The 22,889-nt window shown below is 66.3% G+C and carries 16 protein-coding genes and 1 pseudogene; 6 read left to right on the plus strand and 11 right to left on the minus strand.

Annotated elements, in window-relative coordinates:
• Window positions 1-40: 40 nt before the first annotated feature.
• The 4 genes from ACIQCS_RS07495 to ACIQCS_RS07510 all read left to right on the plus strand — a co-directional run bounded on the left by ACIQCS_RS07495 (window position 41) and on the right by ACIQCS_RS07510 (window position 6,254).
• The gene (locus ACIQCS_RS07495) at window positions 41-1,606 is read left to right on the plus strand and encodes a hypothetical protein (RefSeq protein WP_345851459.1); all 1,566 of its coding nucleotides are present in this window, start codon (window positions 41-43) and stop codon (window positions 1,604-1,606) included.
• A gap of 23 nt (window positions 1,607-1,629) precedes the next feature.
• On the plus strand, window positions 1,630-3,213 hold the full coding sequence (locus ACIQCS_RS07500) for a long-chain-fatty-acid--CoA ligase (RefSeq protein WP_345851460.1): 1,584 nt from the start codon (window positions 1,630-1,632) through the stop codon (window positions 3,211-3,213).
• Window positions 3,214-3,703: 490 nt separating this feature from the next.
• Window positions 3,704-6,046 (plus strand): TonB-dependent receptor, encoded by a 2,343-nt coding sequence (locus tag ACIQCS_RS07505; protein ID WP_401530479.1) that lies wholly within the window; start codon window positions 3,704-3,706, stop codon window positions 6,044-6,046.
• A gap of 34 nt (window positions 6,047-6,080) precedes the next feature.
• A complete protein-coding gene (locus tag ACIQCS_RS07510; RefSeq protein ID WP_345851464.1) occupies window positions 6,081-6,254 on the plus strand; it encodes a hypothetical protein in 174 nt (57 codons plus the stop codon).
• Here the strand turns inward: ACIQCS_RS07510 and ACIQCS_RS07515 are convergent.
• From ACIQCS_RS07515 to mgtA, 4 genes are all read right to left on the minus strand, one after another.
• A complete protein-coding gene (locus ACIQCS_RS07515) occupies window positions 6,251-6,865 on the minus strand; it encodes a response regulator (RefSeq protein WP_345851465.1) in 615 nt (204 codons plus the stop codon). The genes ACIQCS_RS07510 and ACIQCS_RS07515 overlap by 4 nt on opposite strands.
• Window positions 6,862-7,950: an ATP-binding protein gene (locus ACIQCS_RS07520; protein WP_345851467.1), complete on the minus strand. Its 1,089-nt coding sequence runs from the start codon at window positions 7,948-7,950 to the stop codon at window positions 6,862-6,864. The genes ACIQCS_RS07515 and ACIQCS_RS07520 overlap by 4 nt, the downstream gene beginning before the upstream one ends.
• A gap of 146 nt (window positions 7,951-8,096) precedes the next feature.
• Window positions 8,097-8,393, minus strand: a complete 297-nt coding sequence (locus ACIQCS_RS07525) for a hypothetical protein (RefSeq protein WP_345851468.1) — start codon at window positions 8,391-8,393, stop codon at window positions 8,097-8,099.
• A complete protein-coding gene (gene mgtA / locus ACIQCS_RS07530) occupies window positions 8,384-11,098 on the minus strand; it encodes a magnesium-translocating P-type ATPase (RefSeq protein WP_345851469.1) in 2,715 nt (904 codons plus the stop codon). Before mgtA ends, ACIQCS_RS07525 begins: the two co-directional genes overlap by 10 nt.
• Window positions 11,099-11,758: 660 nt before the next feature.
• Between mgtA and hutC the strand changes: the two genes are divergently transcribed.
• Window positions 11,759-12,469, plus strand: a complete 711-nt coding sequence (hutC, locus tag ACIQCS_RS07535) for a histidine utilization repressor (protein WP_401530483.1) — start codon at window positions 11,759-11,761, stop codon at window positions 12,467-12,469.
• A 6-nt stretch (window positions 12,470-12,475) separates the two neighbouring features.
• Here the strand turns inward: hutC and ACIQCS_RS07540 are convergent, their stop codons facing one another.
• From ACIQCS_RS07540 to ACIQCS_RS07555, 4 genes are all read right to left on the minus strand, one after another.
• Window positions 12,476-13,195, minus strand: a complete 720-nt coding sequence (locus ACIQCS_RS07540; protein ID WP_401530517.1) for a PepSY domain-containing protein — start codon at window positions 13,193-13,195, stop codon at window positions 12,476-12,478.
• The gene (locus ACIQCS_RS07545; RefSeq protein WP_345851475.1) at window positions 13,192-13,902 is read right to left on the minus strand and encodes a hypothetical protein; all 711 of its coding nucleotides are present in this window, start codon (window positions 13,900-13,902) and stop codon (window positions 13,192-13,194) included. The genes ACIQCS_RS07540 and ACIQCS_RS07545 overlap by 4 nt, the downstream gene beginning before the upstream one ends.
• A 4-nt stretch (window positions 13,903-13,906) precedes the next feature.
• Window positions 13,907-16,612 (minus strand): TonB-dependent receptor domain-containing protein, encoded by a 2,706-nt coding sequence (locus tag ACIQCS_RS07550; protein ID WP_345851476.1) that lies wholly within the window; start codon window positions 16,610-16,612, stop codon window positions 13,907-13,909.
• Between the two features lie 318 nt (window positions 16,613-16,930).
• On the minus strand, window positions 16,931-17,398 hold the full coding sequence (locus tag ACIQCS_RS07555; protein ID WP_345851477.1) for an ester cyclase: 468 nt from the start codon (window positions 17,396-17,398) through the stop codon (window positions 16,931-16,933).
• A gap of 476 nt (window positions 17,399-17,874) precedes the next feature.
• On the opposite strand from ACIQCS_RS07555, the gene ACIQCS_RS07560 reads away from it, so the two are divergent.
• Window positions 17,875-18,501 (plus strand): LysR substrate-binding domain-containing protein, encoded by a 627-nt coding sequence (locus ACIQCS_RS07560; RefSeq protein ID WP_345851478.1) that lies wholly within the window; start codon window positions 17,875-17,877, stop codon window positions 18,499-18,501.
• A gap of 81 nt (window positions 18,502-18,582) precedes the next feature.
• On the opposite strand, the pseudogene ACIQCS_RS07565 reads toward ACIQCS_RS07560, so the two are convergent.
• From ACIQCS_RS07565 to ACIQCS_RS07575, 3 genes and pseudogenes are all read right to left on the minus strand, one after another.
• Window positions 18,583-18,768: pseudogene (locus tag ACIQCS_RS07565) on the minus strand (GMC oxidoreductase); the annotation flags it as partial.
• A 62-nt stretch (window positions 18,769-18,830) separates the two neighbouring features.
• Entirely contained in the window at window positions 18,831-20,966 is a 2,136-nt protein-coding gene (locus ACIQCS_RS07570) for a TonB-dependent siderophore receptor (RefSeq protein ID WP_345851480.1), read from the minus strand.
• A 57-nt stretch (window positions 20,967-21,023) separates the two neighbouring features.
• Entirely contained in the window at window positions 21,024-22,655 is a 1,632-nt protein-coding gene (locus tag ACIQCS_RS07575; RefSeq protein ID WP_345851481.1) for an alkaline phosphatase family protein, read from the minus strand.
• Window positions 22,656-22,889 lie beyond the last annotated feature (234 nt).

Genomic DNA, 22,889 nt, shown 5'->3' on the forward strand with positions numbered 1-22,889 from the left:
GCGAGAGATCGCTGCCGAACACGAATGGGAGATCGCTCGCATGCATGACCAATCGCTCATTTCACGCCGGAGCACGCTCCTCGCCGCCGCCTGCGCGCTGGCGAGCGCGAGTGCTCCGGTCCGCGCGCTCGCATCGATCCGACCGCGGCGAACGCCGGTGCCGCTGCCGTCCGCCGCGGATATCCGGCGGGACTATCAGGAAATGGTCGATTTCGGCCCCCGGCTTCCCGGCAACGCCAACCATCTCGCGTTCGTGGACTGGATGGCCGGCCAGTTCCAGGACGCCGGCCTCCTGCTCGGCCCATGCGAATCGTACAGCTACCGGCGATGGGATCCTAAACGCGTCAGCCTCGAGGTCCTGGACGGCGGCACGCGCAGGCCTGTCGACAAGGTCACTTTCTTCGTCCGTTCGGCGCCCACCGGTCCGGAAGGCGTCACCGGGCCGCTCGTCTATGGCGGCTTGCTGAAGCCGACCGGCCCCGAGGCGCTTCCCGACTTCCCGAAGGGCAGCATCCTCGTCTTCGACGGGCAGCTTCCGCGGATGACGATGGGGAAGCTCACTCATCCCCATTTCGTCCATGTACGGGACGAACCGGCGGCCGCGTCGCTCGACGCGCCCTATCACCGGCTGTGGACGACCCCGGCATTTCCGCTCGACGCGCTGGCCGAGCGCGGTGTCGCCGGCGTGGCGATCATCATGGACGTCTCGTCGGCGATGATCGAGGGCAATTATTCCCCCCATGCCTCCCACTACAGGCCGAAGGTGCCGGCGCTGTTCGTCGGCCAGGATGCGGGCGAGGAGCTCCGCCGCGCGGCCAAGGCCGGCAAGACGGCCCGCCTCACGCTCGATGCCGAATGGACGACCGGAGACGTGCCGCAGCTCACCGCGATCCTGCCCGGCGAAAGCGACGAGGTGATGATCGTCGACACCCACACCGATGGCCAGAATTTCGTGGAGGAGAATGGCTGCATCACCCTGCTGCACCTCGCCCGTCACTTCGCCAGCCTGCCCAAGGGCGAGCGGCTGCGCCGGAGCCTGGTCTTCGCGGGCTGGCCCGGCCACATGACCGGCGAGATGCCGGAGGCACCGGGCTGGGCGCTGGCGCACCCCGAGCTCATGAAGCGCGCGGCGGCGGCGTTCACGATCGAGCATCTGGGATCGAGCGAATGGCTGGACATCCCCGGCAAGGGCTATGGGCCCACCGGGCACAACGAATATATGAACTGTCCGACGTCCGCCGGGCCGCTGACCGATATCGTGATCGAAGGCATCAAGCGGCACGACTTGCTGCGGCACGGCGTCGAACCGGGGCCCGGGGTCACCACGGGCGTGGTGTTCCATGAAAGCGGCGTTCCGCACATGGCGCTCATCGGCGGCCCCAGCTATCTGCTGAGCATCGCTCCCAACGGGCACATGGACAAGCTGGATGCCGGGCTGGCGGCGCGCCAGACGGCCATGCTCGCCGAGGTCATCCGCAAGGCGGATCGGGTTCCGATGGCGGTGCTCAAGGGCAGCGATCCCAGCCTTGGCGCGAAGCCGGTGACCGGGATGGACACCAGCAGGCGCGCCGCCTGCCGCCCGCCACGGCGCACCACGCCCAATTGATCGCAATTGCCGCCGGAGAAGCCGTGACCACCCCGAGAATCCTGATGACGCCGGCAGCGGATGCCTATGCCTATCCCCTCCTGCTGCGCCATCTGCTGGCCAATGTGGCGCAGCAGACAACGGCGGAGATCGTGAGCGGCCGGCGGCGCTTCACCTATGCCGATCTGCTCGATCGCGTGACGCGCCTGGCGACCCTGCTGTCAGAACGCGGGGTGCGGGCGGGTGACACGGTCGCGGTGATGGACTGGGACAGCCATCGCTATCTCGAATGCTATTTCGCCATTCCGATGATGGGTGCGGTGCTGCAGACCGTGAACGTGCGGCTGTCATCGGCCCAGATCGAATATACGCTGCGCGAATCCGGTGCTTCCTTCGTCCTCCACCATGCCGATTTCGTTCCGCTGCTCGACGGGATCCGGCCGCACCTTCCCGCGGTCCGCGACGCGATCCTGATGGAGGAGGGAGCGAGCGCGGACAGCTATGAGGCGCGGATCGCGGCGACGCCGCCTTCCTTCCGGTTCGCGGATTTCGACGAGAACGCGATCGCCACCACCTTCCATACGACCGGCACCACCGGCAGCCCCAAGCAAGTCTTCTTCAGCCATCGGCAGCTGGTCCTCCACACGCTGGCATTGGCGGCGACCCTGGCGAGCCAGCCCGTCGGCCAGGGCCTTCGGCGCGGCGACGTCTACATGCCGATGACGCCGATGTTCCACGTCCATGCATGGGGCCTGCCATTCGTCGCGACGATGCTGGGGCTCAAGCAGGTCTATCCCGGGCGCTATGATCCGAAGCACCTGCTGGCGCTCAAGCGGCGGGAGCGGGTCAGCTTCTCGCATTGCGTTCCGACGATATTGCGCATGTTGCTCGATGCCCGGGAAGGCGCGGAGTCCCTGGCCCCCTGGACGGTGGTCATCGGCGGTTCCGCCCTTCCGCCGTCGCTGGCGGAAGAGGCGGCCCGTGCCGGCCTGTCGACGCTCGTCGGCTTCGGCATGTCCGAGACGGGACCGGTCGTCGCGCTGGCGCGATCGCCGGGCGGCGATACCGCGGAGCTGTGCCGGGCCGGCTTTCCGATCCCGCTGGTCCATGCGCGCATGGACGAGGCAGGCGGGGGCGAACTGATGCTGCGCGCGCCCTGGTTGACGCAGGGCTATGGCGCCCAGGCCGCCTCCGACACGCTCTGGGAGGGAGGCTGGCTGCACACCGGCGACGTCGCCGCGATGGACCGGGACGGAGCCATCCGGATCGTCGACCGCCTGAAGGACGTGATCAAGACCGGCGGAGAGTGGGTCTCGTCGATCGCCCTCGAGGCGCTTCTCATGGAGCTGCCATCGGTGGCCGAAGCCGCGGTCATCGGGGTTCCGGATGACAAATGGGGCGAGCGGCCCGTCGCTTTCGTCGTCGCCGCCGCTTGCGGCGATCCGCCGAGCGCCGAACTGCTGCGGAACGGCCTGATGCACCATGTCGATGCCGGGCGCCTGAGCCGATACGCCATTCCCGAGCGGGTGCTGGTGCTTGCCGGCCTTCCCCGGACCAGCGTCGGCAAGGTGGACAAGAAGGCGCTTCGCGCCCGCCTGGCCAATGACGAGGTAGCGACGAGCACCTGAAGGCCCCGGCCGGGATAGCTTCCCCGCATGGCACCGTGCAGGCGCCGCGGATCGCCGCCGCGCGCGCGTTCCAGGCATGCGCCTATACCATCGTAGCGTTGCGCCATACCGACCACCGGGAATAGTCCGAGCGCGGCATCGGGCATCTCGCGCCCGTGCAATCAAGGGGATGTGATGAACCCGCGAACCGGTACCCGTCGGACGATTGCGGCAATGGGAGCGCCCAGCGCCATGGTCCGCATCGTGCCATCCCGATCCCGTCCCGGATGACGGAAGGTCGATGAGCCTCGACGCCGCGGTGCCGGCGGCGAGTTGATCGCCTTCGCCTTCCGGGCCGTTCCCGAGGAGGCAAGAATGCACAACGCCTGATCTCCGCGCCACCGGCTCGCCGCCGGTGGCGGTCGCCAGATCTGTTTCCTACCCGCGCCTCATCATCTGCCGTTCGCGCGGCGGACGGATGGCGCGTGCGCCGTCTTCAGAAAGAATTCCCGTGCTCCCATTCTCGAAAATCCTCATCCATTGTGGTCAATCGGCGCTGGCGATCGGCATGATCGGCGGCGTCGCCGCACCGGTCCGGGCACAGACATCCGATGCCGTGACCGCGCCCGCCGCGGAACCCCAGCTGGACGCGGAAATCACCGTGACCGCGACGCGTGCGGCGCGTTCCGACGGCACGAAGCGCCCGGTCGAGGCAGGCGATTATGCCCTCACCAAAAGCGATTGGTCCGACGTGCTGTCCGGCAGCAGCGCCCTGGCGCTGGTCAAGAACCTGCCGGGCGTCACTTTCACGTCGACCGATGCCTATGGTCTCGATCTGTCCGATGGCTTCCTGCTGGTGCGCGGGTTCCGCCAGAACGAGCTTGCGATCACCTTCGAGGGCATCCCGCTGAACGACGGCAGCTATGGCAGCGTAACCGGCACCGCGCCGCTCAACATCGGTGTCGCCGGCAATATCGATTCGGTCAGGATATCGCCCGGCGCGGCCGCGGTGAGCACCTTCTCGAACACGGGAAATGGCGGCGAGATGCGCTACGCCATCGCCGATCCCAGGCCCAATTTCGCGATGGAGATGACGCAGGGCTTCGGCGGGGATCATAGCCTGGTGACCAGTGCCACGGTCAATACCGGCCGGATCGGCGAGGAGGGGCCGCGAATGCTGCTCGGCATCGAGCGGATATCCAAGGACAAATATACCGGCGCCGGAACCCAATCCATGCTGCGCGCCAACGCCAAGCTCGTTCAGGACCTGCCCTGGGGCGATCTCACCGCCTTCTTCTCCTTCGCCCGCGCCGAGATCTGGGGCTATAACAACACTTCGTTCGACATGCTGGCCAAGCTCGGCTGGAACGGGACCGACATCCTCTATCCGAACTATGCGCGCGCCGTCTTCATCGCCGCGCCCGAGAATGCGAACAAGCCGTGCGGAGCGTATAGCTGCGGGGAGCTGGCGTCGCTCATCCCCTATGACACAGGCCAGGCGACCGACGATTTTGTCGGGAACGTCACGCATCGCTTTAACCTGACGGAGCGGCTCTCCGGAAGCGTGATGGGCTATGCCGCGATCGGCAAGTCGGACATCGAGATCTCGGATGTCTCGACGCCCTCGCAAACCGGCGCGCCCTTCTCGTCCCAGGTCTGGCAGACGCGCCCCCGGCGTTTCGGGAGCGCAGCGAACCTTGGCTGGAAGGGCGGGGGCCACACCGTCTCCGTCGGCGCCTGGATGGAGCGCGGCGCGTCCACCTCGCGTTTCGCCTATTATGATCAGCCGCTGCCGGGGCAGGGCGCACCGCTGCGGGCGATCGGCCCCTATGATGTCTATGGGCCAGCCTTCCAGATCGCCAATGACTCGCGCTGGAGGACCGATTCCTTCCAGCTCTATGTGCGGGATGTTTTCAAACCCAGCGAGACCGTGACGATCGATGCCGGTTTCAAATCGGTGGACTTCTCGACCAGGGGTGGCGGCATCGGCCCCGACCGCGCGCCGAACGGGACGCTGAGGACCACCGATCCGTTCCTGCCGCATCTGTCGATCGACTGGCACCCGGATGGCCGCACCTCGCTCTATCTCGACATCGCCAAGACGGCGGTGGGCTATCGCGTGTCGTCACGCGGCAATATCGGGCCGGTGTCTTCCGCCTGGGCTGCGGACAGCCAGGAACTGTTCGATGCGGCGCGTGCCACGCTCAAGCCGGAGAAGGACTGGAATTTCACGGTTGGCGGATATCACCGGCTCGGCGCGCTGAGCATCAACGTCGACGCCTATTACGGCATCATCCTCAATCGCCTGCTCAACGGAACGAGCGGACCGCAATTCAATCCGGTGCGCACCGTCGGCGTCGTGCCGCGATCCGAGCTGTTCGGAGCGGATGCGATCATCGACCTGAAACCCACCGCCTGGCTGGACATCTCGCAGTCCGTTTCGGTCAGCAAGCTGCGCTATGCCGATGATCTGGTGGTGGCGGGGGAGGCGACACCGCTCAAGGGGCATTTCCAGCCGGGCTATCCGGGAGTCTCGCTGATTTCCCAGGTCTCGGCGAAGCGCGGCCGGTTCGAGGCAGGAGCAACCAGCACGCTCTATCTCGACGATCCCTTCACCTACAGCAACGACATATATGTGCCCGCCTATTGGCAAGTGAACGCACACGCCTCGTATCGGCTGCCGAAGCGCGCCGGCATGCCGGAGCTGCTGTTCCGCCTGGACGTCACCAATGCCCTTGACCGGAACAACATCGGCTCCGTGGGGATCGGGGGCTATTCGGTTTCGGGCGACTATCAGACGTTCATGCGCGCCGCGCCGCGCACCGTCCTGTTCAGCATGAACGCGAAGATCTGACACCGGGAGAACGGCCATGCCACCAGATCATCCTATGCCGATGCCGCTGAAGCTCCGGCTGCGATTGCGATTGCTGGCCGGCATGGAGATCCTGTTGCTGCCCCATCGCCGAAGAAGCCGCGCGGCGGCGGATCTGCTGGCATGGATCGATGCCGAACATGTCCGCATCCATCATGCGGTCCGTCGCGACCGGAGCAGCCGGTCCTAGGCGTGGATGCGATCAAAGGCGCGGACGAGATCGGGCAGCGTCCGCGCCTCCATCTTGCGCATCATGTTGCCGCGACGGACCTTTACCGTGATCTCGCTCAGCCCGAGCTCGGCGGCGACCTGCTTGTTGAGCAATCCGCGCACCACCAGCCGCGCCACCTCGCGCTCACCCGGGGAGAGCGCTTCCCACAATTGCCGGACATGCTGCGTTGCAGCCGCGGCGGCACGGCGGGCGCGATCGATCTCGATGCCGCGATTGATCGCGTCGAGCAGGTCCTGATCGCGAAACGGCTTGGTGAGGAACTCGATCGCGCCGTCCTTCATCGCGCGAACGCTCATCGCGATATCGCCATGGCCGGTGATCATCACCGTCGGCAGGGCGGTGCCGCGTTCGGCCATATGGGCGAGAAACGCCATCCCGCTATGTCCCGGCATCCTGACGTCGAGCACGAGGCACGACGGCACCTCCGCGCGCGCCGCGCCGACGAATTCCTGGACCGAGGCGAACGAGCGCGAACCCAGCGCGACGGACGACAGCAGATCCTCCAGCGCTTCGCGGACGGAGCCGTCATCGTCGACGATATAGACGATCGGGGATTCGGGATCGGTCATGTTCCGGCTTTCTCCGCGGCATCGACCGGCGCGACCGGCAGGGTGAACAGGAGGGCCGCACCGTCCAGCTCGCTTTCCTCGACCCAGATGCGGCCGCCATTGGCCTCGACGATCGCGCGGCTGATGGTGAGCCCCAGCCCGATGCCGTCCTGCTTGGTGGTCCAGAAGGCATCGAACAGCCGCTCCGCTTCCTGCCCACGAAAGCCGATGCCGGAATCGGCAACCTCGAGCGTGACGCTCGACCCGTCCTGGGTGAGGGAAGCGATCACTTCTATCTCATGTCCGCGTGCCGGATCCGCCATCACGGCGTCGATGGCGTTGAGCAGCAGATTGCCGATGACCTGGCCGATCTGCACCCGATCGCCAAAGACCCGCGGCAGGCCTTCCGGCAGGTAGAGCCGCAGCAATATGTCGTTGCGATCAATCTGTCCGCGCGCCAGTCCGACGATCTCCTGCACCAGCGTGCCGAGATCGAAAGCTCCCCGTATCGGCGACTTGCCGCTGGCAAGGCCCCGCACGCGCGCTATCACTTCGCTGGCGCGGCTGGCTTCCGCGACGATCCGCTCGGCGGCGCGCTCCGCCTTTTCGATATTGGGGGGATCGGCGGCCAGCCAGCGCCGGCACGCCCCGGCGCTCGTCATCACCGCGGCGAGCGGCTGGTTCACTTCGTGCGCGATCGAGGCGGTGAGCTCGCCCAGGCTGGTCACCCGCGCGATGCGGGTGAGCCGCTCGCGCGCGTCATGGATCGCGGCCTCCGCCGCGACCAGCTTGAGCGAGAGATAGGTGGTCACCGCGATCGCGACGAGGCTGATCCCGGTGTTGATGATGCCGACCTCGTACAGCCCGGAATGGGTGAGCGTGAAGCTGATCACCGTCAGCGCCCCGCAGGCCGATGCCAGGATGACGACCGATCGGGGCCGCATCCAGCGTGTGGCGAGCAGGATCACCGCAACGTAGAATACCGCCGCGGCAATGGCGTAGTTGGTCACGGTATCGACGACGAAGATCGCGGCGATGGCGGCGACCAGCAGGGTGATCCTGATTGCCCGTCCGCGCTCCAGGCCGCTCCCGAGCCGTCGCGTCACGACATTGTGCCTGAGTTCATCGCGAAGCCTTCGGGTATGCCTGCGTCGTGCGTGTCGACTTCCTTCTCTATGCCGCGCGGATCGCCTGCCGTCGATCATTCTGCGCCGCCCGCCGCGGCGACGTCCCGGAAAGCCCGTCCGCATGGTCATCCGCTCCTGCGCAGGATGCCGAGAGCGGCCTGATGAAGACGATGGCAGAAGCGCGAGGCATGCAGCCATTGTCGCCGGGAGATCGCGCCGCGCCGGGCGAGCATCGCGGCCATCGCGAGCAGGTGCATCGCGCCGATGGCCATCGCCCATGCGACCAGCCGGGCCAGACGCGCCCGCCACGAGGGTTCGGGCGGGGGCCCGGATCCCTCGGGTCGTCCGCCCCGGCCATCGCCGTGCCAGCCTTCCTGCGGGAAAGGCCCCCGGAACGCCACGGCGCCGCGATTCAGAACCATTGTCCGAACCGCCGGATGTAGAGCGTCTTCATCGATTGGGCGACGATGCAATAGCTCAGCAGGATTCCGGCCAGCCAGGGGAAATACTGCCAGGGCAGCGGCTGAAATCCCACCATCGGCCCGAGCGCGGAGAAGGGAAGAAACACGCCGAGCGTGCAGATCAGCGCCGTCATCACCAACACCGGCAACGCCGCGACGCTCTGGAGGAAAGGGATGCGCTGGGTGCGCAGCATGTGCACCACCAGTGTCTGCGACAACAGCCCCTCGACGAACCAGCCCGACTGGAACAGCGATTGATGCTCGGGGGAATTGGCACCGAATACGAACCACAGCAGCGCGAAGGTGGTCACGTCGAAGATCGACGAGGTTGGTCCGATCCACAGCATGAAACGCCCGATATTGCGCGCGTCCCACTTGCGCGGACGCATGAGGAACTCGCGGTCCATCCTGTCCCAGGGCAGTGCGAGCTGCGACACATCGTACATCAGATTCTGGATCAGGATCTGAATCGCCAGCATCGGCAGGAACGGGATGAAGGCGCTGGCGATCAGCACCGAGAAGACGTTCCCGAAGTTCGAACTGGCCGTCATGTTGAGATATTTGATGATGTTGCCGAAGGTTTCCCGCCCTTTCAGCACGCCTTCCTCCAGCACCATCAGGCTTTTTTCGAGCAGGATGATATCGGCCGACTCCTTCGCGATATCGGTGCCGCTGTCGACGGAGATGCCGACATCGGCGTCCCGCAGCGCAGGAGCGTCGTTGATCCCGTCGCCAAGGAAGCCGACGGTATGGCCATTCGCCTGCAACGCCTTGAGCACCCGCGATTTCTGGAGTGGGGTGAGCTTGGCGAAGATCGTCCGCTCGTCGACCAGCCTGCGCAACCGCGCATCGTCGAGCGCTTCGATCTCGCGTCCGAGCAGCGGCTGCCCCGGCTCCAGCCCCACTTCGCGGCAGATGCGCGCGGTCACCACTTCATTGTCGCCGGTCAGCACCTTCACCACCACGCCATGCTCGGCAAGCGCGGCGAGCGCCGGCGCGGCGCTTTCCTTCGGCGGGTCGAGAAAGGTGAGAAAGCCCTCGACGATGAGGTCGCGCTCGTCCGCGATTCCGTAGAGGGGCTTGCGCTCGTCCCGCGGCACCACCCGCGTCGCGACCACCAGCACGCGAAAACCCTCCGCGTTCATGGCACGGGCACGGGCGATCAGCGCATGGCGCTCCTCGTCGCCGAGCGGACGCACCGCGCCGCCATCGCGGATGGCGTGCGCGATGCCGAGCATTTCCTCCACCGCGCCCTTGCAGACGATCAGCTGCCGGCCCGCGGCGTCCTCGACCACCACCGAAAGGCGGCGGCGGATGAAATCGAACGGCAGCTCGTCGATCTTGCGATAACTCTCGACCGGGCGGATCACGTCCGGCAATTCGCTTGCGAAGCGGAGCACCGCCTGATCCATCAGGTTGCGCACGCCGCTCTGATGGTGGCTGTTGATCCAGGCGTGGCGCAGCACGGCATCGTCGCGCTCGCCATGGATATCGAGATGCTGCTCGAGGATGATGCGATCCTGCGTCAGCGTGCCGGTCTTGTCGGTGCACAGCACGTCCATCGCGCCGAAATTCTGGATCGCGTTGAGCCGCTTCACCACGACCTTGCGCCGCGCCATCGCCACCGCGCCCTTGGCGAGATTCGACGAGACGATCATCGGCAGCATCTCGGGCGTGAGGCCGACCGCGACGGCGAGGGCGAACAGGAAGGCGTTGGTCCAGTCCCCCTTGGTGAACCCGTTGATCAGCAGCACCACGGGCACCATCACCAGCATGAACCGGATCAGAAGCCAGCTGACCGAGTTCACGCCGCGATCGAACGCGGTCTCCGCCCGCGAGCCGACGATCGCCTTGGCCAGCGAGCCGAAATAGGTCCTTGCCCCGGTCGCGACGACGATTGCGGTCGCGGTGCCGCTCACGACATTGGTGCCCATGAAGCAGATCGTCGGCAGATCGAGCGCATTGGCGTCATCGTCCGCCGCCGCGGTGGCCGATTTGCCGGCCACCGCGCCCAGGGTGTCATATTTTTCCACCGGCAGCGCCTCACCGGTCAGCGCGGCCTGGCTGACGAACAGATCGCGCGATTCGAGCAGGCGTATGTCGGCGGGTATCATGTCGCCGGCGGAAAGCTGGACGATGTCGCCGACGACGATCGCCGCCATCGGTATCTCGCCCGTGTGCGGCTCGGCATCGTCATTGCTGCGCCGCCGCACCGTGGCCGTGGTGCGCACCATTGCCTTCAACGCATCGGCGGCCTTGCCCGAGCGATATTCCTGCCAGAAGCGCAGCAATGCGCTCAATATCACCATCGTCACGATGATGACGACGCCGGTATAGTCCGCGGCCTCGCCGTTGCGCAGCGGAATGATGATATCGGTTATCGACGAGATCGCCGCCAGCGTCATCAGCACTGCGATGAAGGGATTGGCGAAGGCATGCAGGAGCTGAACGGATACGGGCGGGCGGCGATCATGCGCTACTTCGTTCGGCCCGTCCTTGGCCAGGCGCGCTGCCGCCTCCGCCTCGGTCAGCCCGTCACCGCTGGCGCGAAAATTGGTCAGCGTCGTCCCCACGCTGTTGCGCGCCTCGCGGATCGCGCGCACCGATAGCCTGGGATCGCGGGGCCGTTTGGGCGCGCCCAGCGGGGCCTTCGTCATCAGGGTCATGTCGTCTTCCTGGCTTTGACCAAGCGAGCTTCGTCAATATGGGCTGCGCCGGAGCGCCGCCCGGATCCGCGCCGCGAATGCGCGTTTCCCGCACCGGCTCGCCGCGATGAAATTGCGTTGTCGAAGATGCGCTTCCGTGCATCGGCGGCGCCACGGCGCGGACTGCCGCTCTGTCGGCGCACGGATGCGTTCCGTTTCAAGGGATGTTCATGCCGGCACCTCGCTGTGGCGCGACCGCGCCGCCAGCAGGAAGCCGAACCTCAGCTCCGACCAGACGGCGACAGTGGCGCGGTTTCTCGACTACTGTCGCATTGCATGGTTGTTGGTTCCTCGGTGCGATCCGAAGCGAAGCCAGCCCGGGATTGCAGCATGCGACTTAGGTTCCGGCAGGGCGATCAGCTAGAGATACCAACGGCGTCGCCGCTATCTCTTGGTCGCCTCGATCTATACGAAGGTATAGGTGACGCGATCGGATGTCCTTGCGCACCGGCCGCACCGCACGCCGCGATGCGCCGAAGCCGGAGCCATCCACCGTGAAAAGCCACCATTTCGGGGACGCGCCATGGCGCTCCGCCGCGAGCGTTATATACAGCTTCGATGGATCACGCCGAAGCACTCCCCCGGGATTCCCATGAAATCGAGGAAGCCCCGGCAAGCGATGTGCCGGAACCCCGCTACCGCGAGATCAAGCGGTCGATCCTTGGACTGGTCCGCTCCGGCAAGCTGAAACCGGGCGATCGGGTGGCTTCCGAAGCGGAGATCGTCGAGCAGTTCGGCGTGTCGCGGATGACCGCGAACCGCGCGCTGCGCGAGCTGACCGGCGCGGGCTTCCTGACGCGTCGCGCCGGTGCGGGCACCTTCGTTGCGGATCCCAAGCCGATCGGCCACATGATCGAGATCCGCAACATCGCCGATGAGGTGCGCGCGCGCGGGCACAGCTACAGGGCGCGGGTGCTGCGCAACGAAGCGATCAAGGCCGATGCCGCGCATGCGGCGCTGCTCGATGTTCGAGTGGGCACGCGGCTGTTCCACAGCCTGATCGTGCATCACGAGGCCGATTTCCCGCTGCAGCTTGAGGACCGGCTGGTGCTGGCGTCGATGGCGCCCGGCTATGGCGACATGGATTTCCGCCTGCAGACCCCCAATGAATATCTGACTCGAATTGCGCCGATCGCCCGGGTGGAGCATCGGGTGACCGCCGAGATGCCCGATCCCCAAGTGCGTGCGGTGCTCGGCATGCAGGCGGACGATCCCGTCCTGGTGATGCACCGCCGGACCTGGAGCGGGAAGCGGCTGGTTTCGCACGCAATGCTCACGCACCCGGCGAGCCGCTACGCGCTGACCGCCACCTTCGAGGTCAAGCTCGACTGAACCGGCTCAGCGCGCGGCGGGCTTGCGGCGGCGCAGCCAGCGGAAGTCGGATTTCCGGAAGCTCTTGAACAGCAGATAGAAGCCGGTGCCCGACAGCCACAGCACGCCGAAGGCGACGAGGATGATCAGCGGGTGGTTGAAGCTGGTCCGGCTGGCATAATCCATGTTGTGGAGCATCCAGAAGAAGTCCCAGGTGCGCCAGGTATCGCCGCGAGTGACGAGGTGCCGGCCGGTCGTCGCCGAGACATAGATGCTGGAATGCTCGGCGTCACCAAGGTCGACGCGCCACATCGGCGCGGCATGCTCGCGCGCCTCCAGATTCGGTCGGTCGAGCAGAGTGGTCCGCAGGACCGGCGCCGTGGCGCCTTCGCCGGCGATCGCGGCGGCACGGGCGCCGTCGATACGCACCGGCGCGCCCGACCGGGCATCGACGAGCCGGACGCCCGAGGCCGTGGTCAATTCATAGACGGGCGTTCCGGCCAGGTTGCGCAGCGCCATGCCATTGACCGCCTGCATGCCCGCGATACGGGCGGGAGCGACCAGCCCTTCGGTCGCGATGGGCATGACATGCGCCGCCGGGCCGGCATGGCCGCCGACGGCGTCCGCGTCGAGCAACGCCATCATCGAGCCGCTGAGCGCCCAGAGGATGAACTGGATGCCGAGCACCAGGCCGACCCATTTGTGGATGCGACGGAACAGCAATTGGGAAAGGCGCAGGCGCATCAGATCGACTTTCGCTTCTTGCGGCGGGGAAAGGCCCAGACCAGCAGCCAGGCGCCGGTCAGCGCCATGGCGAGCGCGGTCCAGGTAGCGACGCGCAGCAGCGGATTGTTGACGTCCGTGCGCTCGCCATAGTCCATGATGTGGAGCATCCAGGCGAAGTCGAAGACTCGCCACAACAGGTGCCGCCGGGCAAGCAGTTCGCCGGTCTGCGGCGCGATGTAGAGGGTGGGGCGGTTCCAGCCGGCGAACTCGACCTGCCAATAGGGCGGGGCGCGCTTGCCCATTTCCTGAACCGGCACCGTGAGGCGGGTCGCGCGGACGATCTCCGCATCGCCCATGAAGCGCGCCCTCGCGGCGGCACGGACCTCGCCCTCGCTCAGTTCACCCAGGCGCGCGCCGGACCGCGCGTCGAACACCGCCACACCCGCTGTGCCCTGCACCCGCCAGGCGGGGCGGCCGAGGCGGGAGATCAGCCGCACTTCGCTGGCTCCGGGCACCGCGGCGGCGGCTGCTCCCGGCGAGGACAGTCCGGCAAGCGCGACGGCGGGAGCCGGCACGGGGCGGACGAGATGATCGCCATGGATGGTGTCGATATGGACGACCACCATGTAGAAGCCCGTGGCCGTCCAGAAGACGACCTGGACCCCGATCAGCAGCGCCAGCCATTTGTGCGTCCGCCGCACCAGTTGCGGCCATCGGATCGCGCGCATCGCTTCAGAACGCCGTGCGGAAGCCGACATAGAAACGGCGCCCGAGCAGGTCGTACGTCATCGTGTCGGTGTTTCCGTCGGTGAAGCTGGCGATATAGGGCGCCCTGGTGTCGAACAGATTGTCGACACCCAGCTGGAAGCGAGTCTTCGCGTCGATCTCGAAGGCGAGCTGGGCATTGTGGTAGAAGATGTCCGGCGTGCGATAGCCGATCGCCGTCGGCGCCGCGTTGAAGTCCTGCGCCTTGCCGATCCACTGGGTCGACCAGGTGAACGCCACGCCGTCCTGCCGGGCGGTCGCGACGCCATAGCCGCGCCATTTCGGATAGCCGCCATTGCCGCCGCCGATGCGCCCGTCGAAGACGATTGGCGCGCCGCCCGGGAAGGGCTCGACGACATAGCGGTTCAGATAGGTGGCGTTGAGATCGATCTGGAGCTCGAGCCGGTTGAGCTTGCGGGCATAGACCAGCCCGAGATCCAGCCCGCTCATCCGCTCGCGACCGGTGTTGATCGGCTGGGCGGAGAGATAGGTGACTTCGCCGGTCAGCGCGCTGCGGGTGAAGTCGCGGCAGAAGGGATGCGACAAATTGGCGCTGGCATAGCAGACCGCGAGCTTGGTCGAGCCGGGAATGGCGCGGATCGCGCCGGCGATGTCGATGTCGAACCAGTCGGCGGTGAGCGACAGCCCGGGCACGATCCCCCTGGGCTGGAGGACGGTGCCGATGGTCCAGCTCTTCGAGGTCTCGGGCTTGAGGTTCTGGTTGCCGCCGACCGTGGTCAATATGGTGGTGCCGAGCTGGACATAGCCGGCCGGCACGCCCGAGGCGCGGCAATTGGCGACCAGGGTGGTGTTGCTGCTGCTCGAATAGCGGCTGCACGGATCGGTGGTGGTAAGATTGCCTTCGGAGACGCCGCCGAACAATTCGGGGACGTTGGGGACGCGGAAGCCGGTGCCATAGGTGCCGCGCAGGCGCACGCCGTCGACGATCATCCAGTCGGCGCTGAGCTTGTAGTTCCAGTCGTCGCCGAACAGGTCGTAGCTCGAATAGCGGACCGCGCCGTCAAGGGTCAGCGCGCGGAACAAGGGTATGTTGGCGAGGACGGGGACCGACAGCTCGAGATAGGCTTCCTTGGCGCGGACCCGGCCCGAGATGGGGGATTGCTGGTTGGTGTTGGCCACGCCGGCAACGGTGAGCGGATCGGGATTCCGCCAGCCCTTCTCCTCGCGATAGGAAACGCCCGTCGCGAAGGATACCGCGCCCGCCGGCAGGCGGAACAGCGAGCCGTTGAGGTCGCCGGTCAGCGACAGGAGCGAGTTGCCGCCGGTGTCGCGCGAAGTGAACAGGATATAGTCGAGCACCTTCGGTGTCAGGTCGCCAAAGCCGAGATAGTCCGCGCAGGGAATGGCGGCGCCGGCCGCGAAGCTGCATTTGGCGGTGTCGAGCGAGTTGCGGACATGGTCGAGATTGGCGACGTTGGTCGAACCTTCGACACCGGTGTTGCGGCCATAGGCGCCGGCCACTTCCCAGGCCCAGTCGTTGGCGAGCTTGCCGCGAAGGCCCAGCGTGCCCTGCCAGGTATCGGTCCGCTGATAGAATTCGCGGGGCCCGGGCTCGGCGAGGCGCCGCTGGATCAGCACGAGGTTCTGGCCGGTCGGGTTCGTCGGATTGGTCGCCGCGATGTTGAGGTTGCGCAGCGTACCCGGCGTCGCGATCTGGTTCGAGGTGCGGTGCGTGTAGAGAAACTCGCCGAACAGCTCGATCCGGTCGGTCAGGTCATAATCGCCGAATATCGCGGTCGAGATGCGCTCGATCGGGCTGACCGCGTAGAGGAACGGGTTCGAATTGAAGTTGTGCTTCGCGGCGCTGTAGGGCTCGTAGAAATTGCCGTTGCCGCCCGGCACCTGGTTGAAGTTGATCTGCTGGCCGTTCGGCAGCGCGGCGCGGCCGCCGATGGTCGAGGCGCTGTTGACGCAGCTGAGCGATCCCGGCGTGGTCTCGGCCAAGGAGCAGGGCGCGCGGGTCGCCATGTTGACCGGTTCGGTCTTCTGATAGGTCGCGGCAAGCAGGATGCCGCCGCGGCTGCCGCGCTTCCCGGCGAGCAGGTCGACCGTGTAGTCGCCGCCATCGCCGCGCCCGGTGACGCCGCTGCGGCCGCTGACGCCGATGCCATTGAAATCCGTGCGGGTCACCAGATTGACGACGCCCGCCATCGCGTCGGCGCCGTAGATCGCCGAGGCACCGTCCTTGAGCACATCGGCACGGGCCAGCGCGACGGTGGGGATCATGTTGAGATCGGGCGAGGAGTTCGCGCCGGTCCCGCCGGCGACGAGGCGGCGATTGTTGAGCAGCACCAGCGTGCGCTTGATGCCGAGGCCGCGCAGGTTGACCTGTGCGGTACCATAGCCGTTCCCGGTCCAATAGGCCGAGGTCTGGTTGCCAGCGAAGCCCGCATTGGCGGGCAGGCGCTGGAGCAGGGTCTCGACATTGACGATGCCGGTGCTCTCGATCTGCTCGGCGGAGACTACCGTGGCAGGCCCCACGCCGGCAATGTCCTGTCGGCGGATGCGACTGCCGGTCACCAGGATTTCGTTTCCATTCTCATCCTGCGCACCGGCCTGGTCGGCAGGTGGTTGCGTGTCCACGGCCTGCCCGAACGCGGGGGCGGCGGTGGAGAGGAAAGTGGCGGCGAGAAGTAAGGTCGAGAGTTTCATCGCATCCCCCGGCAATTTTGGCCCTGGGGAGGAAACAAGCATTATTTGTATATACAGGTCAACTGGATTTTGTAAGTAATTTCAAATGCTTACATTAGAAATTTCTGTACATGCCCCCGATTGAGTACGCATGGCCCGCGGGCATCCCTCAAAAAAATGACGCCGGGTTCAGGATGGTCGCCAATGCCATCGGCTTTGGCTGGTGGACGTTCGGCGACTCTGACGGGCAGCTCCTCGCGCATCATGCCGGCAATCCGGCGAGATCGAGGGGGCCCGCAGGCCCCCTCGGGAGCGGAGGTCATGCTCCGGCAGGGCGGCTCAGGCGTCCGCGCCGGCCGGGGCGGCCTCGATCAGGCCGAGCTGGGTGAGCGCGGCCACGCCGTCGTCCAGGCCGATTTCCTCGACGATCTTGCCGTCGATCACTTTGAGCACCGTGGTGCCGGTGAAGTGCATCTTGCGGCCGGTCGCCGCCGGCAGGCCGCCGATCAGGAAGTCGCTGAAGGCCGGGCCGCTATGCGTGCCGCCGCCCCGCCATTGACCGACGACATAGTCGCCTTCGGCGATCAGGTCGGCGGTGCCCCAGAAATGGAGATCGGGGAAGGCTGCGCGGAAATCGGTCATGAACGCCTTGATATCGTCGCGACCGCGGCGCGGCGCATGCAGCGAATATTGGAGCAGCATGTCGGGCGCGGCGATCTCGTCGACCACGGCGAGGTCGACGTCCTTGCCCCAGAATTCGGTGAACCAGCGGCCGACCACGGCCTTGTTGTCGTCTTCCTTGCTCATCGCAGCAATCCTCATGGAGTTTTGGGCGAGGCGCATCGACGGTGTTCGATGGCCTCGGCGCCTGACTAGGCCCGCGCCGATCGGCTCGAACTCCGGTTCTTGTCCTGAAATCGAAAACCGATCTGCCGGCGAATGGCGCGTATCAGCTCATATCCGTGCCGTGGCTGCGGGCATCGGTTGCCAGCCTTTCAAGCAGAATCGCTTGGTGCAGGCCATTGCTGGCCGGAGCATCGGCTACTCCGTCGTGCGGCGGCGAGGTCGGCATGAGCGCCCGACCGCTCCGCGGAGGAGGAGGTAGCAGTTTGGCGGCGGCTTATGAGGGGCACGGCCGACTCGTGCCGCGCCCATAAGCCCAATACTCGCACCTGCCGTATTTCAGGGGCGTCGATGTTTCGGAGCGGACCGAGAATGTCAGATGTTCGGGTTGATCCGGGGCGACCGTGGGGGCGGCCGCTACCGCAAGGTTCGGCAGGAGCGTGGTCGAGTATCGTGCGACCCTCTCAACTTTCCGCAGAAAACGGAGCGGCCTCGTATCTGCTCAATGGAAAAACTGCCTCCCCAACGAGAACCCCGACATCAATATCGAGGTGAACATCGAGGGTGGGCTCGTCGATATCGTCGCCGCACGCTTCGACGCTGGCGTCCGGCTCGGCGAAAGGCTCGAACAGGACATGATCGCCGTCCCGATCAGTCCGAGATTGCGCATGGCTGCGTTCGGCGCGCCATCCTATTTCGCCGAGCGCGGAATGCCCGGGACGCCCTATGATCTTGCCGCCCACAGCTGCATCAACCTGCGGCTGCCCGGATCTCAGGCCATCTACGTGTGGGAGTTCGAGCGGGATGGCAAGGAACTCAGGGTCAAGGTCGAGGGACAATTTGTGTTCAACGACGTTGACCTCATCATGACCGCTGCGCTTGCCGGCCACGGGATTGCATTCCTTCTCGAAGACCATGTGAACAGTCACGTCGCACAGGGGCGGCTCGTCCGCGTCCTGGAGGACTGGTGCGAGCCGTTTGATGGCTACTATCTGTACTATCCAAGCAGACGGCAGCCTTCGCCGGCGTTCAGTCTGCTGCTGAATGCGCTCAGGCATCGGGGATGAGGGCGGCAGAAGCGCGCTTCCGTCCATTTCCATGCGGTGCCGGATGAACAACTTCTCTGCGGTTCGTCCGGCGATGGCGGAAATCGTCCCTGACGGATTCAAGCCGATCGGGTGGGGAACAACTGAGCCACCCACGACGAAGAGGTCCTTCTGACCGAACACTTGGCAGCTTTGATCGACGACACCGGCGGCCGGGCTGGCGGACACTCCTGGCCCTGCCCCGCGCGCCGAAAGCTGCGATGTCTCGCGATCGGAAGGAAAATGCACCCGGAACGCTACGCCAACAGGATCGACGATACCGTTCCGGGCAGTGGCACGACAGGCGATGCCTAGAAGGACGTCATCGCCTGGAACCGGATGGTCCTTGGCACGCCGCGATAGAGCACGCCGTCGCCGGCGGTCGGCCAATAGCGCTTGTTGAAGACATTGTCGGCATTGGCACGCAATACCATGCTCGCGCCGCCCGGAAGCGCGACGCGATAGTTCATGCCCAGCGAAACCAGCGCATAGGCCGGCAGGCTCACGCGCTCCTGCACGTCGGCGCTACGCTTGCCGGTATAGTAGATGCCGGCATTCACGCCGAATGCGTCTTCCAGAAAAGCCGGCCGATATTCGACGAACGCCGATCCCGCCCAACGCGGCGCGTTGACGATCGGCTTTCCGTTCTGGAACGTGGAGGCGGTACGTCGCTGAACGGCATCCAGATACTGTCCGGACAAGGACACCGATATCGTCGAGCCGAGCCGCCCCTGCAACGACGCTTCGACGCCGCGGTGCCGCGCCCTGCCGTCGGCCACAAAGGTCCTGGCCGCGTTCGTGTAGGTCAATGCGCGATCGATGTTGAAATAGGCGATCGACGCCAGCGCACCGCCGACTTCGGCACGGGCACCCAGTTCATATTGCCGGCTGACCAATGGCGGCAGGAGTTCGCCGGCATTGGTGGTGCCATCAGGCGCGGTGCCCGCGCTTTCCAGGCCTTCGATATAGGTGCCGTAGAGGCTGGTCCGCTCGCTGGGGTGAAAGACGAGTCCCGCCGTCGGCGTTACCGTCTTCGTCCGGTACGAACCCGATGTGCGGCGCACCCGCACGCTTTCCGCGCGCAACCCCGCGATCACGAGCCACTGGCTGCCGATCCGCGCGAGATCAAGGGCGTAGATACCCGTGCCGTAATTGGCTGCCGCGGGTGTGACGCGCGGCGTGCCATAGACCAGCGCCGAGACCGCAGGCGGCAGCGGATCGGCGATGTTCAATGCGTAGGAGAAGGGCGAGGCGGTACGGTCGTCCTCCGCCTGCCGGTTCTTGGTGAAGCCGAACAGCAGGTCGTGGACGATGATACCGGTCGTGACCTTGCCATTGGCTTCGAGGCGCAGGTTGGTGTTGTCATAGCCTTCGCCGCGATTGAAATTGCCGGCAACCCGGCCGATGCCCGTCGCCAGGTTGATCCCGCCCAGATTGGCCAGGAAACGATCGCGGGCGGTCCGTGCGTATCCGAGGTCGGCCCGGATCGACCAGGTGCCGCCGATCGCATAGTCGATCCTGCCTAGGATGTTGGTCGCGGTCCCCTTGTAGAAGGCGCCGTCGGGGGCATAGGAGCGGCGCGGATCGGGGAGTTGCGGCAGCGTGATGACTCCGCCATTGCCCCCCACCGCGCCGACCGCGGCCGGCAGCGACAAGGCCCCTGGCTCGCCCATGCGGCGCTGATAATGTTCGACGTCGATCTGCACGGACAGATTGTCCGCCGGCCGCACGTCGAACGCGCCGCTGACGAACCAGCGATTGCCGTTAATGCCGTCCATCGGCGTCTCGAGGTGGCCGGCGAACGCATTGACCCGCACGCCGAATATGCCGTTCGGGCCGAAGGTGCGGCCGATATCGATCCCGCCGCCATAGCTGCCCTCGGCATCGGACGTCGCGAGCACGGAAGTCACCGGCTTCGCCCCTGCGCGCTTGGTCACGAGATTGACGATCGCGGACGGCGGCGTGAAACCGTAATAGAGCGCCGATACGCCCTTCAGCACTTCGACGCGCTCCTTGTTCTCCAGCGGCGCGGGAAGGTAGCTGAATATCGGCAGCGTGCCGTTCAGGCGATAATTGGACCGGGCGTTGATGATGACGCCGCGCGACACGAAGCTGTTGGTCGTCAGCTGGCTCACGCCCTGCTGGGTGATCCCCGCGGTGTTGCGGATAGCATCCTCCAGCCCGACCGCGCCCTGCGCATCGAGCAGCGCACGGTTGACCACCGCGATCGTCAACGGCGTATCGAGCAGCCGCTGATTGCGGAAAGCCCCGATCTGGGTGACGTCGGCCTTGAAGCCGTCGCGCCGGCCAGTGACGGTGATGTCGTCGTCCAGTGCAAGCTCGAAGGCGTTGGCGGCGGGGGCTGCTTCCTGCGCGACGGCAAGGGAAGGAACGAGAACGAGCGCGCCGGTGCAGGCGAGCACGCGGGTCGTGAGGGCAAGGGTCATCATTGGCTCCGTCATGGGCGTGGAATTTGAAAGGGGTTTGGGGGCGCGGCGCGCCGGTCAGCGCCGGGCCGGCTCCGCCGCGCAGCTGTCGGTAGCGCCTGCATCCAGGTCGAGGCACCGGCCGTCGATCTCCGTGCCGGGCACGGCCAGGCCGATGCGGCTTGCGATCGTGGGCAGGATATCCACCGTCTCGACCGGCAAGGGCTGTTCGAACCCCTTGATGCCGGGGGCGTAGACGATCAGCGGCACGCGCCGGTCATAGTTCCAGGGCGAGCCATGGCCCGTGATCCCGAGCCTGGGTCGCGGGATCGGCATGACGTGCGGCTTGAGCGCCACGACGAGATCGCCCGACCGGTCGGGATCGAAGCTGGCCCGGAAGCGCTCGGCCAGCGTCCATTCCTCGACGTTGCGACCGGGCATCGGCATTGCGCGCAGCTCGTCGGCGGTGAACACCGCCTGCACCTGGGGATGGGCCAGATACCGAGCCCTCGCCGCCGCCAGTACGCGCGCGCGATCGGCGGGCGACAGTGTGGGCGCCGCATAGATGTCGCCATAGATGGTAACACGCCCATAGAGCACCGGGCCTGGCAGCTCGAGTTCCGTCGCCACCGCCTTGCCGACCGCATCGACTGTCAGCTCCGGATCGACCCGCGCGGCGTCGCGGATGCCGTGCTCGACCAGCCGTTCCGGCGTATCGAGACCACCATGGTCGGACGTGAGCACGAGCATATAGGGCACCCGCGTCGCATCGAGCGCGGCGACCAGCCGGCCGATATTCGCGTCGAGCGCCAGCATCTGCGCGCACATTTCCGGTCCCTGGGTGCCGAAGACATGGCCGATATGGTCGGTCGCGGACAGGCTGACCGCGAGCAGGTCGGTGGCGGCGCCGCGGCCGAGCTTCATCTCGTCCAGCAGCCCGATCGCCAGATCGGTGACGCTCGCGTCGAACAGGGTCGTGTTGCGGTAGCCCGGCAGATCGCCCGGAGCACGCGGACGCGGGACGCCGATCATGTTGTCGCCGACCTTCAGTGGCGCGACCCGCGCGCGGCACAGATCGGGCAGATCGGCCGGATTTCCCGCCGCCACCACCTTCGCTGCGGCCAGGCTGGCGCGCTGGACGGCTGATGGGGCCGGGCCGGCGCGTCCCGGCAAGGTCTCGAAAGCGCCATTGCCCCAGAACCAGCCCTGATCGATGGAGCGGCCGCCAAGCATCACGACGGCGCGATCCTTGCCCGACACGATGACGCTGCGGCTTCGCGGATCTACCGCCTTCATGCGTTCGCCCAACGTCGGCACGCGCAGGAACTGCGGCGACAACCGGAATTTGCCGGCCCCCGATGCAGAGCCGGGCACCGTCGGATCCTCCGCGCAATAGACGTTCTTGTCGGCGCGCGGCAGCTTGGGATCGACCCAGAAATTCGCGATGATCCCGCTCCGTGCCGGGCGGGCGCCGGTCAGCATCGTCGCGTGACCGGGGCAGGTTTCGGTGGCGGCATGCCCCTGATAGGCGGATGGAAAGACCACGCCGGACTGGATCGTCCGCATGCCCTTGCCGAACAGCGGCCGATATTCCTCGAACAGGTCGGACGAAAGCTGGTCGACCGCGACCAATACCACCAGCCGTGGCTGCGGCGACGTCTGCGCCAGGGCCGGCGCGGCGGTGCCAAGGGCAAGGGCAAGGGCGAGCACGGATCTCGCCAGTGCCGGACCCCGACGTAACAATCGAACCATTGAATTCCCCCTTCAAAGAAGTCGCATCTGATCGGCCCGCAGGCCGGCGGCCTTGCGGGAAGTTGCAGTCTTTGGTGTTCGGTGGGTGCGCGCCTGTTCCGGGCGGCACCGTGCGATGCCCTATGGACCACCTCTCATGGCCGTGCCCGCCTGCGGAGATGGCCTGCCGGAGCGCGACAACCGCCAATGCGC

The sequence above is a fragment of the Sphingomonas sp. NPDC092440 genome, from assembly GCF_044754985.1.
Taxonomy (GTDB): domain Bacteria; phylum Pseudomonadota; class Alphaproteobacteria; order Sphingomonadales; family Sphingomonadaceae; genus Sphingomonas.